This window comes from Streptomyces sp. NPDC102406 (assembly GCF_044765725.1).
In the GTDB taxonomy this organism is placed as follows: domain Bacteria; phylum Actinomycetota; class Actinomycetes; order Streptomycetales; family Streptomycetaceae; genus Streptomyces.
In genome coordinates this window covers 189607-204383 of the sequence record NZ_JBIWKP010000007.1, presented here as the reverse complement: position 1 = coordinate 204383, position 14777 = coordinate 189607, and the positions used below count along the sequence as shown (strand labels likewise).

The window sequence follows — 14777 nt, the reverse complement described above, 5'->3', positions numbered from 1 at the left end:
CTAACGCTCCTGGTTGTAGGTGCTGTCAGGGCCACCGGGAAACCCGCTGTCCTGGCCGTACTTCGTCACTACGGTCACTGCGTTCGCTACGGTCACTGCTGCTCGCTCCCGCCTTCACTGCGCCCACGCTGCACGCCGCGGCGCAGATTGCTCAGGCGGCCCCGTACGTCCTCGGGAGCGCGGGAGATCTGGGGACCGCCCTGCGGCGTCGACTCCGCGGTGCCCTCGACCAGGTTGGCCTTGGGTACCCGGCGCGGCAGTCCGGAGGCGGTGACGCCGCCCGCCTTGGGCTGCTTCAGCCGCTCCGCGCGCCCCCACCGCTCGTCGTTGGTCGAGCGCCAGCTCGGGTCGCCGGTGGTCTCCGCGGGCTGGTCCTCAGCCTGCTCCTGGGCCGGCTCGGGGGCCTGCTCCTGGCGCTGGGGGCCGCCGGCGCCGCGGCGCGGAAGGCCGGCGTCGGTCAGAGCGTGCGTCACGGAGGGGGAGGGGCCGGCCGGCATCCCCGGACCGGCGGAGGGACCGGAGTCGAAGCCTACGCTCTCCCGGTCCGCCGCGTCAGCGGTCTGCGCGGATTCCGCTTCAGGCGTGTACGGAGCCTGGAAGTCGCCCCGGTAACCGTCCTGGTAGCCGTCCTGCGCCTGCCAGTCGGGCTGCTGGGCGGGCTGGCGGACGGGCTGCTCGAAGGCGTTGTAGGACTCCCGGGGGGATTCCGCATAACCGTTCTGCGGGGCGTACTCCTGTTCGTAGCCGCCCGACTGGTGGTCGTAGCCGCCCGGCTGGTTCCCGTCGAGGGACGGCTGCGCGGGGGCGAACCCGTCATACCCGTTCTGCTGCCGGTTGTCGTACCCGACTTGCTGCCGGTCGTCGTAGACGCCCTGACCCTGATCGTCGTAGGAGATCTGCTGCTGCGGTTCATAGCCGAGCTGCTGACCGTCGTACGCGGACTGGTCGGGGTACGACGCCTGGTGCTGCTGGGTCTGCTGGTCGGGCCGCTGCGGCGCGACCTCGTCACGGAACAGCGGGCGGTCGGCCTCGCCCTCCTGGCCCTGCGTCTGCGCCTCCAGGGCCGCACGCCGCTCCTCGCGCATCAGGGAGCGGCCCACCGGGTCCAGCTCGCGCGCGTCGTCCGGGATGTCGTAGCGGCTGTCGTCGAAGCCGAGCTCGGCCGCGGTGCGCAGCGGCTCCTTCTCGAACGCCTGCTGCTGCGGAATCATCGTCGACACGGTGAACTCGGACAGCTCCGGGTCGCCCTGGTGCTGACCGCCGCCGCCGTGCGTGATCGCGTCCGGGAGCATGACCAGCGAGGTCGTGCCCGCCTGCTCGCCCGAGGGGCGCAACTGGACGCGGATGCCGTGCCGGTCGGCGAGGCGGCCGACCACGAACAGACCCATGCGCTGGGAGATCGCGGCGTCCACGGTCGGCGGGTTGGCCAGCTTGTGGTTGATGTCCGCGAAGTCCTCGGCGGTGAGGCCGATGCCCTTGTCGTGGATCTCGACCATGATGCGGCCGTCGGGGAGACGGGTCGCGGTGACGCGGACCTTGGTCTGCGGCGAGGAGAACGTCGTGGCGTTCTCGAGGAGCTCGGCGAGCGCGTGCACGAGGTCGGTGACCGCGCGGCCGTGGATGTCGGCCTCAGGGACGCCGGACAGCTCGATGCGCTCGTACTGCTCCACCTCGGAGGCGGCGGCGCGCAGGACGTCGACCAGCGGGACCGGCTGGTCCCAGCGGCGGCCCGGCTCCTCACCGGCGAGGACCAGCAGGTTCTCGCCGTTGCGGCGCATACGGGTCGCGAGGTGGTCCAGGCGGAAGAGGTTCTCCAACTGGTCCGGGTCGGCCTCGTTGTTCTCCAGGTCGGTGATGAGGGTGAGCTGGCCCTCGATCAGCGACTGGTTGCGGCGCGACAGGTTGGTGAAGATCGCGTTGATGTTGCCGCGCAGGAGGGCCTGCTCGGCGGCGAGCCGCACCGCCTCCCGGTGGACCTGGTCGAAGGCGCGGGCGACCTCGCCGATCTCGTCCGTGGTGGTGATCGGGATGGGCTGGACGCGGGTGTCCACGCGGCCCGGCTCGGTGCGCGAGAGCTGGTCGACCAGCATCGGCAGGCGCTGCTCTGCCACGTCGAAGGCGGCGGAGCGCAGGCGGCGCATGGCGCGGGACATCTGGCGGGCCATCATCCCGGCGATGATGAACGCGGCGAGCAGGGCGACCACGACGGCCGCACCGGTGATGATCGCCTGCTGCTTGGCGTCGTCGGCGATACCGGACGCCTCGCTCACGGCCTTGTCGGCGAGGTCCGACTCGATCGTGCGGTAGGCGTCGAACTTGGCGGTGTTGACCGCCCACCAGTTCTCGGCCGTCACGCCCTTCTGCGCGAGGGCGAGCCGGGCGCTGGGCTGCGTGCTGGGCAGCGCGACGATGTCACCGACCATCTCGGTGGTGTCGGCCGGCGGCGGGACGTAGCTGGGGTCCTTCGCCTTGGCGGCGGCGGCCTGCTCGGCGCCGTCCTTCTTGAGCTGCTCGATCGTCTCGTCGAGCCGCTTGAGGTCCTGGGGCGTACCGCCGCCCTTGTACTCCTCGAGGGCGATGCCTTCGAGGTAGGCGTAGCTGCCGAGCGCGGTGCGCTGCTTGGCGAAGGTCGTCATGGTCGGGCCGGGCTTCACCAGCAGGTGCATGCCGATGGAGCGCTCCAGGGAGAGCGCCGCCTTGGACAGCGAGATCGCGTAGACCGTACGGCCGTAGCTGGTGATGTTGCCGGTGCCGAGACCCAGCTCGTTGGCGAACTCCATCAGCGGGTGCTGGATGGCGACGTAGCCCTCTTCGGTCGAGACGCCGGGCAGCTTGGAGGTGTAGGAGGCGGCACGGAGCTTGTCCAGGCCGCCCTCGACCTGGGTGAACTGCGCCATGCGGCGCTCCAGGCCCTCCTTGTGCGGCATGTTCTTCGCCGCGGCGTGGAACGCGTCGGCGGCGGCGTCCGTCGCCGCGCGGGCCTTGACGACCTTCGGGTCGTTCTTCTTGCCCTGGAGCAGGGGAGCGGCGGAGATGTCGCGCTCCTCGACGAGGCGGTTGCCGTACGTCAGCGATGCCTGGACGAGCCGCGCGGTGCTCTCGGCGTCCTCGGCCTCGTGCCACGTGTCGATCGAGCCCTTCACCTGGAAGCCGCCCATGACCAGGCCCACCAGAACGGGGATGAGCAGGATCGCGTTCAGCTTCGTCGGCACGCGCCAGTTGCGCGGCGACATCCGGCCGCCCGACGGCTCGGGCGCCGCCGTCTCGGCCGGTGCGGCCTGCGCCGCTGTGCGCGGCGGCGGGGTGAAGTTGCCCCGTGCCGAAGCCGGCTCGGGACTGTTCTTGCTTCGCCTCACTCGACCAACAACCTCTCGGCGTCGGCACCTACGTTGTGCCGCGGTATGTCTCCAGGCCCGTTCTTACTGGGCAGTTCAGCGCATTCCAGCACGTCAGACGGCGCACTTCCAAACAGTCGGAAGCGGAAGCTCCCAGTGATGTATGCCCCAGATAAAACGGTCATAAAGAGCGAGCCCCGCCAAAAGGCGGGGCTCTTGTGAGCACAGTGGAGCCGGGTGTGCGCGACCTGTGTCTGCACCCCCGGAATTCTCTGTCGAAACGTTATGAACACAGCGGCCCCGCGTGTCAAAGGCCACAGGGGTCATCGAAGGGCCTTCAAAAGGCTTACGACAACTGCCGTACGGATTGAGCCACTTGATGGCCGACTTCCGACTGTTTCTGTCTACTTGAGACGAGCCATCAAGGCGTGCTCCACCAGCGTGATCAGCGCACTCTTCGCATCCGCACGGTGGCGGGCGTCCGTCGTGATGATCGGGGTGTCGGGCCCGATCTGCAACGCCTCGCGCACCTCCTCCGGGTTGTACGGCTGATGTCCGTCGAAGCCGTTGAGGGCGACGACGAACGGCAGGCCGCTGTTCTCGAAGTAGTCGACGGCCGGGAAGCAGTCGGCGAGGCGGCGCGTGTCCACGAGGACGACGGCGCCGATGGCGCCGCGCACCAGGTCGTCCCACATGAACCAGAAACGGTCCTGGCCGGGCGTGCCGAACAGGTACAGGATCAGGTCCTGGTCGAGCGTGATGCGGCCGAAGTCCATGGCGACCGTCGTGGTCGTCTTGTCCCCGGTGTGGGTGAGGTCGTCGATACCGGCGGACGCCGAGGTCATGACGGCCTCGGTCCGCAGCGGGTTGATCTCGGAGACAGCACCCACGAACGTGGTCTTGCCGACGCCGAAGCCACCGGCCACCACGATCTTCGCCGAGGTGGTCGAACGGGGAGCGGCCCCCGTCGCCCCGTCAGAGCTTCCGAAGTCCACTGAGCACCCTTTCGAGCAGAGTCACGTCCGGCGCACCGCCGTTGTTCTCGTCGCCACCCGGCTGATGGATCGCCACGAGCCCGGCCTCGGCCAGGTCGGCCACGAGGATCCGGGCCACGCCGAGCGGCATCGCCAGCAGAGCCGACACCTCGGCGACCGACTTCACCTCACGGCACAGATGGCATATGCGCTGGTGCTCGGGGAGCAGCGTCCCGAGGGCCGCCGGGTCGGCGGTCGTGCTGACGAGCGCCTCGATGGCGAGCTGGTAGCGCGGCCGGGTCCGGCCGCCGGTCATCGCGTACGGGCGGACCAGCGGCTGGTCGCCCTCAAAACCGTAGGCGTCGTGTGCGGCTGCACTGCCGTACGGATCGTGAGGAGCGGTGGGCGGGGTCATGGATCCTCCGGGCGGGACGGCGGGCCGGGGGCCTGCCGTCTGAGGGTGGGCCGGTGGGGGGATTGTGACGGCCATACGGTGACGGGACGCAGATCGGGAGGGGATTACGTGACTTCTCTGGATTCCGGGGCTGGTGATGCGCCAGACTTCAGGTGTGGCCGGGGTTACCGGTCGTCACCCCCGTCAGTGCAACAAGGTGCCCTGTAGCTCCGCGCGCAGGTCCGGGGTGAGCACGGCGCCCGCCCGGTCGACGAGGAGCGCCATCTCGTACCCCACGAGACCGATGTCGCAGTCCGGGTGCGCGAGCACGGCGAGCGATGATCCGTCGGAGACGGACATGATGAAAAGAAAGCCGCGCTCCATCTCCACGACCGTCTGATTGACCGGGCCGCCCTCGAAGATTCTCGAGGCCCCCGCCGTCAGCGAGGTCAGACCCGATGCCACGGCCGCCAGTTGGTCCGCGCGATCGCGCGGAAAGCCCTCGGACATCGCGAGCAGCAGCCCGTCCGCGGACACCACGACCGTGTGGGAGACCCCCGGCGTGTTGTCCACGAAGTTGGTGATCAACCAGTTCAGGTTCTGTGCCGCCTGGCTCATCTGGCTCAACTAACGCTCCTGCTGGTGAGTGGGGCGGGGGTAGCTGCCGGTCTGACCGGTGCCACCGGCCTGCCGGCCCTGCTGGATGCCCCTACGGAGATTGGTCAGCCGTCCGCGCACCTCGTCGGGTGCGCGCGAGACCTGCGGGCCGGTCTGGCTCTGCTGCTGTTCCTGGGCCGTGCCCGCCACGAGGTTGGCGCGGGGCACGCGGCGCGGCAGACCCGAGACGGTGACGCCGCCCGCGGCGGGCTTGCGCACCCGCTCGGCCTGACGCATCAGCTCGTCGTTCGGGGACTGCCGCCAACCGGCCTGGTTCTGGCCGGAGTCGGGGACCGCGGGAGCCTGTCCTTGCGGACGCCGCGCGGACTGCTGGGGAGCGGTGGGCTGAGCGCCGCGCTGCGGCAGGGCCCGGCCCGGCAGCCCCTGCGGCGCTTCCTGACCCTGGCTCTGCCCCTGCTGCTGACCGCTCTCGCCCTGGCCCTGGCCCTGCTGGCCGTGGAACCAGTTGGTCTCCAGCGTGTCGTACAGCGGCGTACGACCGTCGCCGGGCCCGGTGGCAGGCGGCAGGTACTCCTGCTGCGGCTGCACGGGCACACCCTGCTGACGCGGGGCGGCGGGACGCTCGTACTGCCCGGTGTTCGAGGGGTCCTGGGGCAGGCCGTTGTACTGCCCGGTGTCGTACTGGCCGGTGTCGTACTGCCCGGCACCGTACTGCCCGGTGTTCGAGGGGTCCTGGGGCCGCTGGTACTGACCGGTGGCGGAGACGTCCTGCGGACGCTCGTACTGGCCCGTGGTGGACGGGTCCTGGTGGGCCGGTCCGCCACCGAAGACATCGGAGCGGACGAACTGGCCCGAGTCCTGACCCTGACCCTGACCCTGACCCTGACCCTGACCCTGACCCTGGTCCTGGACGGGCCGGGGCGCGTCGTAGTCGGGGCGGGCGAACTCGGCCGTGGCCCCCGGACCCTGGTGCTCGTCCTGGATCCGCGGGAACTGCGACGTCGAGTCCGGCTCGTCGTGACCGCGCGGCGCGTCGAGCTGCGGCTGCGCGTTCTCGTCGCTCCAACTCGGCACGCGGGGCTGCGGGTTGCCGCCCGGCAGCTCGGCACGCGGCCCACCGCGCGGAGGCAGCACCGGACGGCGCCGGCCCTGCTTCTCGGCGGGGTCGCTGTGCGTGCGCTGCTGCGGCGGGACCGGGCCCTGCCCGACGCCGTTGAAGACACCGGTGCCTGCACCGGTCGGGGCCTGCGGGTTCTGCGGGTTCTGGCGGCCCTGGCCGTGCTGCGGGCTCTGCTGACCCTGCGGGTTCTGCTGCGCGCGGGCGGGCAGGGGGGCCTGCGGGCGCTGCGGTGCCTGCGGGCCGCGCTGCGGCCCGGCGTCACGCGGACCCGACGGGTGCTGCGGGTTCTGCGGACCCTGGGGAGCGAATCCCTGAGGGCCGGGCCCCTGGGGGCGCTGCGGACCCTGCGGACCCTGAGGTCCTTGCGGGTTCTGCTGACCCTGCGGGTTCTGCTGGTTCTGAGCGCCACCGTCCCGGCCGGGCAGCGCCGCCCGGCCGCCACCGGCACCCGCGCCGACCTGCGGTCGCGCCGCACCGGGCCCGGCACCGAGACGGCTCGCGGCGCCACCCGCGGCGCCCGGCGCGACACCACGCCGCGCACCGGCGACACCGGCCGCACCCTGCGCGGCGGCGGGACCACCGGGTCCGGCCGCGCCCGGGACCTTCTTGCCGCCCTGGGCGACGTCCACGGGCAGCATGACCAGCGCGGTCGTACCACCGGAGTCGGAGGGCCGGAGCTGGATGCGGATGCCGTGCCGCTGGGAGAGACGACCGACCACGAACAGACCCATGCGGCGCGAGACCGACACGTCCACGGTGGGCGGCGACGCGAGCCGCTCGTTGATCGCGGCGAGGTCCTCGGGGGACAGACCGATACCCGTGTCGTGAATCTCGATCAGCACCCGCCCGTCGGGCAGCGCGTGACCGGTCACCTTCACCTTGGTCTGCGGCGACGAGAACGAGGTCGCGTTCTCCAGCAGCTCGGCGAGCAGGTGCACGAGGTCGTTGACGACGCGGCCGGCGACCTCGGTCGCGGGCACCGCCGCCAGCTCGATGCGCTCGTACTGCTCCACCTCGGACGCGGCGGCACGCAGCACGTCGACGAGCGGCACGGGCCGCGTCCAGCGACGGCCGGGCTCCTCACCCGCGAGGACGAGCAGGTTCTCACCGTTACGACGCATGCGGGTCGCGAGGTGGTCGAGCTTGAACAGCGACGAGAGCTGGTCGGGGTCGGCCTCGCGGGACTCCAGCTCGGAGATGAGCGAGAGCTGACGCTGGATGAGGCCCTGGGAGCGGCGCGAGAGGTTGGTGAACATCGCGTTGACGTTGCCCCGGAGCAGGGCCTGCTCGGCGGCGAGCCGGACGGCCTCGCGGTGCACGTCGTCGAAGGCCGCGGCCACCTGGCCGATCTCGTCCCGGGAGTGCACACCGACCGACTCCACGGACGTGTCGACGTCCTGCGGGTCGGACTCGGAGAGCTGCTTGACCAGCTCGGGCAGCCGGTCCTGGGCGACCTTGGTCGCGGTGTCCTGGAGCCGGCGCAGCGAGCGGATCATGGAGCGGGCCACGACGAACGCGCCGACGAGGGAGACGCCGAGCACGATCAGGATCAGCGCACCGTTGATGATGGCCGACTGCTCGGAGGAGTTGCGCAGCTCGCGGGCCTGCTGCTCCATCTGGTTGAGCAGGGTCAGCTCGATCTTGGACATCTCCTGGATACGGGAGCTGTCCGCGTCGACCCAGTCCTTGTAGGAGCGCTTGTCCTGGGTCTTGATGCCGCCGGGCTTGGCCAGGACCCGCTCGGCGTAGTTGTCCGCCGCCTTGATGGTGGCGTTGTTCTCGTCGAGGGGCTTGAGGAGCTCCTGCACGGCGACGTCGCCGTAGACGCTGCGGAACGAGTCGAGCTGCGAGTCCTGGTTCTCGGCCGCGGCGAACCCGTACTGACGGTCCGTCTCGGAGATGCTGCCGAACGACGAGCTGTTGGGCGGCAGCGCGGCGGCGATGATGGCGCGCTGCTCGGAGGCGTACTCCTTGGCCGAGGAGAAGGCGGCCAGGGCACGGGTCCGCTGGATCATCTCGGGGCTGCTGGTCGCCTGTGCCATGTCGGTCGACAGGGACAGCAACTGCTCGATGATGCGGGCGTACGCCTCGACCGTCTGCGACGAGTTGGTCTTGCTGGCGTACGAGTTCTGCCGGATCTTGTTGAGGCTGATCAGCTCGTGGGCGATCTGCACGGCGTGCTCACGCACACCGTTGAGGCTGCTGCTGTCACCCTCGATGTCGGTCGTGCTCTGCAAGAAGGTGTCGCGGGCACGATTCGTCTTGGCCCGCGCCGCCTTGATGCTGAAGTCGTCGGTCGCCTTGGGGTTGTTGGACAGCGGCCCCGCCGACTGGTCGCGCTCCTCCTGGAGCGCCGACGCCAGGTCGGTGGCCTGCTTCGTCATCTCCGTCAGCAGCTTCATGTTGTCGAGCTGCTGGATGTCGTCCAGGGACTCCGAGATACGCAACGCGCCCAGCGAGGTCGCCGCGACCACGGGCAGCGTGAGCAGCGCGACCAGACGGGTCGAGATGCGCCAGTTGCGCAGGGCTATTCGCGGCCCGGGGCCCGTGGGTCCCTTGGCCGGGGTGGGCGCGGGCGTGGCCGAACCGCCGGGCGCGGCGGAGCGCCCGTCGCGCTCCCCGGCGTCGACAGACGCCGTGCGCCCCGGGTTCTGGGCGTGCGGGGGCTGGGAGCCGCCTGTTATCGGGCCGGTCCCGCCGCGCGGCTCCGGCTCCGCCGCAGCGCTGCCATCCCTGTTCTTACGTCCCTGCACTAGCGTCGCAACCTCTGGACCAGGCGTCCCACCCGCATACGAGGGCAGGACGGTGTCGGCGTAGTTCGAAGGGCGACCTGAAACGCCCCCCTGTGGTCGTGAGTGACCGGCGCTGGATTCCCCCTCGCCGCCGCAGCCCGGCGCTGAGTCGCGCTCTCGTGCGCCGGTCCGTCCCGCGGCGGTCCCGGGAATTTCAGCACAGTGCAGGATCTCCAACAAGGGCCGAGGGACGCACCGCATCCCCCGTGACGCCGTGTGAGGGCAGGGTCACGAGACGTAGAAAGTGATCTAGGAGAAACGGGGCATTCGCGGACGTTCTCCGTACGGCCGGGGGGTGTCCCAGTCGCGATGATCGGCAGCGGAATGATGGCTTCAGTGGGGCAATGTCCGTTTCGGGGAGGTGTAGCGCCGGTCCGAAGTGCCCGTTTTGGGTGGCCCCTCGTGAGCAAACTCACATACTAACGATCACAACTTCCCGGCTTTCGACGGGAATCAGATGTTTAGCCTGACGCTTTACACAGACGGATCTGCCGACAACCCGACCGACGACGAGAAGGTTCCCGAGCACAGCCATGAAGACGACGACGATGCTCCACCTCGCCAACCCGCGGCGCACCACCCTCGCGCACCTCAAGGACGCCGACGAGATCCAGGCCGCGCCGCTCGTGCCGGAGCACCCCCGCGAGCTGCCGACGAACACGGCCAACCCGAAGCGCACCATCCTGATGGAGAAGCCGCAGTAGGGGCGCCGCGTTAGCCTGGACCGGTCACATCCCACCCGGGCCCAACGCAAGAATGAGGGGCGCAGCCACCCGTGCGCATCGCCAGATTCTCCATCGACGGGAACGTCGCCTTCGGCGCGGTCGAGGGCGACAAGCCAGACGAGCTCGTCCTCGACATCATCAAGGGCATCCCCTTCGCGGACTTCGAGCTCTCCGGCACCAAGGTCCCGCTGAGCAAGGTCCGGCTGCTGCCGCCCGTGCTCCCCAACAAGGTGATCGCCTTCGGCCGCAACTACGCGGAGCACGCCAGGGAGCTGGGCAACGAGGTGCCCGACGCGCCCTTCGCCTTCTTCAAGCCGTCCACGTCCGTGATCGGACCCGGCGACGAGATCCAGTACCCCTCCTTCTCGCAGGAGCTGCACCACGAGGCCGAGCTGGCCGTGGTCATCGGCCGTATGTGCCGCGAGGTCCCGCCCGAGCGCGTCAACGACGTGATCCTCGGCTACACCGCCGCCAACGACGTGACCGCCCGCGACGTGCAGAAGCGCGAGAAGCAGTGGGCGCGCGCCAAGGGCTTCGACACCTCCTGCCCGCTCGGCCCCTGGGTGGAGACGGACCTCGACGTGGCCGCCGCCTCCGACCTCGGCATCCAGTGCACGGTCAACGGGCAGCAGCGGCAACTCGGCTCCACCTCCCAGATGATCACGTCCATCCCGGAACTGATCGCCAACATCTCCGAGGCAATGACCCTCCTCCCCGGCGACGTCATCCTCACGGGCACCCCGGAAGGGGTCGGCCCCTTGCAGGTCGGCGACGAGGTCGCCGTCAGCATCGAAGGCATCGGCACTCTCACCAACAAGGTTGTCAAGCGTGGCTAGCGCATCCGCCCCCACCGTCCGTGTCCGTTTCTGCCCTTCGCCCACCGGTAACCCGCACGTGGGTCTGGTCCGCACGGCCCTGTTCAACTGGGCCTTCGCGCGCCACAACCAGGGCACGCTGGTCTTCCGCATCGAGGACACCGACGCGGCCCGCGACAGCGAGGAGTCGTACAACCAGCTCCTCGACTCGATGCGCTGGCTCGGCTTCGACTGGGACGAGGGCCCCGAGGTCGGCGGCCCGCACGCCCCGTACCGGCAGTCGCAGCGCATGGACATCTACCAGGACGTCGCGGACAAGCTCCTCGCCGCGGGCCGCGCCTACCACTGCTACTGCTCGACGGAGGAGCTGGACGCCCGCCGCGACGCGGCCCGCGCCGCCGGCAAGCCCTCCGGCTACGACGGCCACTGCCGCGAGCTGACCGCCGAGCAGAAGCAGGCGTACGAGACCGAGGGCCGCAGGCCCATCGTGCGGTTCCGGATGCCCGACGAGACGATCACCTTCACCGACCTGGTGCGCGGCGACATCACGTACGAGCCGGAGAACGTGCCGGACTACGGCATCGTCCGCGCCAACGGCGCCCCGCTGTACACACTGGTCAACCCGGTCGACGACGCGCTCATGGAGATCACGCACGTCCTGCGCGGCGAGGACCTGCTCTCCTCGACCCCCCGCCAGATCGCCCTCTACGCGGCGCTCAAGGACCTGGGCATCGCCCGGCAGACGCCCGTCTTCGGCCACCTCCCGTACGTCATGGGCGAGGGCAACAAGAAGCTCAGCAAGCGCGACCCCCAGTCGTCGCTGAACCTCTACCGCGAGCGCGGCTTCCTCCCCGAGGGCCTGCTCAACTACCTCTCCCTGCTGGGCTGGTCCCTCTCCGCCGACCGGGACATCTTCTCGATCGAGGAGATGGTGGCGGCCTTCGACGTCGCGGACGTCCAGCCGAACCCGGCCCGCTTCGACCTCAAGAAGTGCGAGTCGATCAACGGCGACCACATCCGCATGCTCGACCCCAAGGACTTCGCGGCCCGCTGCGAGCCCTGGTTGAAGGCTCCGTTCGCGCCGTGGGCCCCCGAGGACTTCGACGAGTCCAAGTGGGCGGCGATCGCGCCCCACGCCCAGACCCGCCTCAAGGTCCTCTCCGAGATCACCGACAACGTCGACTTCCTCTTCCTGCCCGAGCCGGTCTTCGACGAGCCGAGCTGGACGAAGGCCATGAAGGAAGGCTCCGACGCCCTCCTCGTCACGGCCCGCGAAAAGCTGGAGTCGGCGGACTGGACGTCCCCGGAGTCCCTCAAGGAAGCGGTCCTGGCGGCCGGCGAGGCCCACGGCCTCAAGCTCGGCAAGGCCCAGGCCCCGGTCCGCGTGGCGGTCACCGGCCGCACGATCGGCCTCCCGCTCTTCGAGTCCCTGGAGATCCTGGGCAAGGAGAAGACGCTGACCCGCATCGACGCGGCGCTGGCGAAGCTGTCGAAGTGACCCTGCCGGTGGCGTCGGCCTCACACCAATTTTGAGGCAGCCCGTGGAGTTGTGGCTCCTGGCAGTACGGCTGCACCGGCTGAGCCTGCCGTCCGCATGAGCGGCCTGCCGGACGGGAACCCCCCGCCCGGCAGGCCGCTCGGCGTTAGGGTCGCCGCATGCCCCTCCGCGCCGTCGTCTGGGACATCGACGACACGATCTTCGACTACGCCACCGCCGACGCCACCGGCATGCGCGCCCACCTCACCGCCGAGGGCCTCCTCGACACCTTCGGGACCGTCGAGCACGCCCTCGCCCGCTGGAAGACCCTGACCCGTACGTACTGGGCCCGGTTCGAGGCCGGGGAGACCGACTGGGAGGGGCAGCGCAGGGAGCGGGTGCGGGCCTTCGTGGGGGAGGCGCTGGACGACGGGGCGGCCGACGCGTGGTTCGGCCGGTATCTCGGCCACTACGAGGCCGCCTGGAGCCTCTTCCCGGACACCGTGCCCGTCCTCGACGCCCTCGCCACCGGCTACCGGCACGCGGTGCTGTCCAACTCCTCGCTCCACAACCAGGACCGCAAACTCCGCGTCCTCGGCGTCCGGGACCGCTTCGAGGCCCTCCTCTGCGCGGCCGAGCTGGGCGTCGCCAAGCCCGCTGCCGCCGCCTTCCACGCCGTGTGCGACCAGCTCGGCCTCGCGCCGCACGAGGTCGCGTACGTGGGCGACCAGCCGGACACCGACGCGCGCGGCGCGGTCGAGGCGGGACTGGTGGGGATCTGGCTGGACCGCGCCGCGATCGGCGGCCGGCCCGAGCTGGTGCGCATCACGGGCCTCGACCAGCTCCCGCCGCTGCTGGCCCGCGATACCCGTTTTGGAGCGCCGGAGACCTTCGGGTAATGTTCTTCCTGCGCCGAGGGAAGCGAGCCGCAAGGCCGGGCCCCGGAAGCGCAAGCCGGACAGAGATCCCGCAGGGGATTGCGTCACGGTGGCCTATGGTGTAATTGGCAGCACGACGGTTTCTGGTTCCGTTAGTCTAGGTTCGAGTCCTGGTAGGCCAGCTCGCAGAGCTCATCTGCAACCGTGGATCCCAGGTCCACAAAGCCCCCGTTGTGTAGCGGCCTAGCACGCTGCCCTCTCAAGGCAGTAGCGCCGGTTCGAATCCGGTCGGGGGTACAGATCCTTCCCGCGAGGACGGCTATGGGTAGCTCCCGCCGACCACGATGCAGGATCGCTAGGGCCCCCGTTGTGTAGCGGCCTAGCACGCCGCCCTCTCAAGGCGGTAGCGCCGGTTCGAATCCGGTCGGGGGTACGGGTCGGATCGCAGGGTTCGACCACTCGGTATGGACCAATTGGTATATACCACCTTGGCCTATGGTGTAATTGGCAACACTACGGTTTCTGGTACCGTCATTCTAGGTTCGAGTCCTGGTAGGCCAGCTCGCAGAGCTCATCTGCAACCGCGGGTCACATCCGCAAGGCCCCCGTTGTGTAGCGGCCTAGCACGCCGCCCTCTCAAGGCGGTAGCGCCGGTTCGAATCCGGTCGGGGGTACGTAGACGAAGAGGCCCTTCCCCGTGCGGGAAGGGCCTCTTCGCGTACGGCGCGGGAGCCGACCAGGAGACAACTCCGGCCGGTCGCTGCGGCGTTGGAGCGACCGGCCGGAACTGGCGGAACTGGCGGAAGAAGAAGACGAGTTGGGACTCAGCCCGTGCGGCGCAGAGCTTCGGAGAGACGGCCCGCGGCGTCGATGACGGCCTGGGCGTGCATCCGCCCCGGGTGGCGCGTCAGACGCTCGATGGGGCCGGAGACCGACACGGCGGCCACCACACGGTTCGACGGTCCTCGCACCGGCGCGGAGACGGACGCGACGCCCGGCTCCCGCTCACCGATCGACTGGGCCCAGCCCCTGCGCCGTACACCCGACAGGGCCGTCGCCGTGAAGCGGGCGCCCTGGAGACCGCGGTGCAGGCGCTCCGGCTCCTCCCAGGCCATCAGGATCTGCGCGGACGAACCCGCCTTCATGGTCAGGGTCGAACCGACCGGCACCGTGTCCCGCAGGCCGGACAGGCGCTCCGCCGCGGCGACGCAGATACGCATGTCGCCCTGGCGGCGATAGAGCTGCGCGCTCTCGCCCGTGACGTCCCGCAGATGCGTGAGCACCGGGCCCGCGGTGGCCAGCAGGCGGTCCTCACCGGCCGCAGCCGAGAGCTCCGCGAGACGGGGGCCGAGAATGAAACGGCCCTGCATGTCCCGCGCCACCATGCGGTGATGTTCCAGGGCCACCGCCAGGCGGTGGGCCGTCGGTCTTGCCAGTCCGGTGGCCGCTACAAGTCCTGCGAGGGTCGCGGGCCCGGACTCCAGGGCGCCCAGGACAAGGGCTGCCTTGTCCAGAACGCCGACGCCGCTACTGTTGTCCATGCGTCGATACTCCCGTCTCACTCTGTGAAACGCAAGTTCAATTTTCCGTGGAACTTGCCACTCTGTACGGACACCGGCCCGCGGACCAACGGGCCCGGCAGCCGACGT

Annotated in this window: 9 protein-coding genes, 5 tRNA genes and 1 pseudogene; 9 read left to right on the top strand and 6 right to left on the bottom strand. The window is 70.1% G+C overall.

Annotation, left to right across the window (positions count from 1 at the left end):
* From ACIRF8_RS26835 to ACIRF8_RS26815, 5 genes and pseudogenes are all read right to left on the bottom strand, one after another.
* Positions 1-3356: pseudogene (locus ACIRF8_RS26835) on the bottom strand (nitrate- and nitrite sensing domain-containing protein).
* Positions 3357-3739: 383 nt separating this feature from the next.
* Positions 3740-4330: a GTP-binding protein gene (locus ACIRF8_RS26830; protein WP_404218549.1), complete on the bottom strand. Its 591-nt coding sequence runs from the start codon at positions 4328-4330 to the stop codon at positions 3740-3742.
* Positions 4311-4724, bottom strand: a complete 414-nt coding sequence (locus ACIRF8_RS26825; RefSeq protein ID WP_404218547.1) for a DUF742 domain-containing protein — start codon at positions 4722-4724, stop codon at positions 4311-4313. Before ACIRF8_RS26825 ends, ACIRF8_RS26830 begins: the two co-directional genes overlap by 20 nt.
* A gap of 183 nt (positions 4725-4907) precedes the next feature.
* Positions 4908-5321, bottom strand: a complete 414-nt coding sequence (locus ACIRF8_RS26820; protein WP_356494565.1) for a roadblock/LC7 domain-containing protein — start codon at positions 5319-5321, stop codon at positions 4908-4910.
* A 9-nt stretch (positions 5322-5330) separates the two neighbouring features.
* A complete protein-coding gene (locus ACIRF8_RS26815) occupies positions 5331-9194 on the bottom strand; it encodes a nitrate- and nitrite sensing domain-containing protein (protein WP_404218545.1) in 3864 nt (1287 codons plus the stop codon).
* Between the two features lie 572 nt (positions 9195-9766).
* On the opposite strand from ACIRF8_RS26815, the gene ACIRF8_RS26810 reads away from it, so the two are divergent.
* From ACIRF8_RS26810 to ACIRF8_RS26770, 9 genes are all read left to right on the top strand, one after another.
* A complete protein-coding gene (locus ACIRF8_RS26810; protein ID WP_404218542.1) occupies positions 9767-9937 on the top strand; it encodes a hypothetical protein in 171 nt (56 codons plus the stop codon).
* 71 nt (positions 9938-10008) lie between these two features.
* Positions 10009-10794 (top strand): fumarylacetoacetate hydrolase family protein, encoded by a 786-nt coding sequence (locus ACIRF8_RS26805; protein ID WP_404218540.1) that lies wholly within the window; start codon positions 10009-10011, stop codon positions 10792-10794.
* Entirely contained in the window at positions 10787-12271 is a 1485-nt protein-coding gene (gene gltX / locus ACIRF8_RS26800; protein ID WP_404218537.1) for a glutamate--tRNA ligase, read from the top strand. The genes ACIRF8_RS26805 and gltX overlap by 8 nt, the downstream gene beginning before the upstream one ends.
* A gap of 158 nt (positions 12272-12429) precedes the next feature.
* Positions 12430-13149, top strand: coding sequence for an HAD family hydrolase (locus ACIRF8_RS26795; RefSeq protein WP_404218535.1), 720 nt, complete (start codon positions 12430-12432; stop codon positions 13147-13149).
* Positions 13150-13238: 89 nt separating this feature from the next.
* A tRNA-Gln gene (locus tag ACIRF8_RS26790) sits at positions 13239-13310 on the top strand.
* Between the two features lie 42 nt (positions 13311-13352).
* Positions 13353-13425, top strand: a tRNA-Glu gene (locus tag ACIRF8_RS26785).
* A gap of 63 nt (positions 13426-13488) precedes the next feature.
* Positions 13489-13561 (top strand) — tRNA-Glu (locus tag ACIRF8_RS26780).
* A 56-nt stretch (positions 13562-13617) separates the two neighbouring features.
* Positions 13618-13689, top strand: a tRNA-Gln gene (locus ACIRF8_RS26775).
* Between the two features lie 40 nt (positions 13690-13729).
* Positions 13730-13802: transfer RNA gene (locus ACIRF8_RS26770), tRNA-Glu, on the top strand.
* Between the two features lie 150 nt (positions 13803-13952).
* On the opposite strand, the gene ndgR is transcribed toward ACIRF8_RS26770, so the two are convergent.
* Positions 13953-14669 (bottom strand): IclR family transcriptional regulator NdgR, encoded by a 717-nt coding sequence (ndgR, locus tag ACIRF8_RS26765; protein ID WP_324767461.1) that lies wholly within the window; start codon positions 14667-14669, stop codon positions 13953-13955.
* Between the last annotated feature and the right edge of the window lie 108 nt (positions 14670-14777).

Excerpts from the sequence above, each read along its gene's own strand:
- ACIRF8_RS26825 (WP_404218547.1), bottom strand. The coding sequence starts at position 4,724 with ATGACCCCGCCCACCGCTCCTCACGATCCGTACGGCAGTGCAGCCGCA.
- ndgR (WP_324767461.1), bottom strand. The coding sequence starts at position 14,669 with ATGGACAACAGTAGCGGCGTCGGCGTTCTGGACAAGGCAGCCCTTGTC.
- ACIRF8_RS26820 (WP_356494565.1), bottom strand. The coding sequence starts at position 5,321 with ATGAGCCAGGCGGCACAGAACCTGAACTGGTTGATCACCAACTTCGTG.
- ACIRF8_RS26810 (WP_404218542.1), top strand. The coding sequence starts at position 9,767 with ATGAAGACGACGACGATGCTCCACCTCGCCAACCCGCGGCGCACCACC.
- ACIRF8_RS26795 (WP_404218535.1), top strand. The coding sequence starts at position 12,430 with ATGCCCCTCCGCGCCGTCGTCTGGGACATCGACGACACGATCTTCGAC.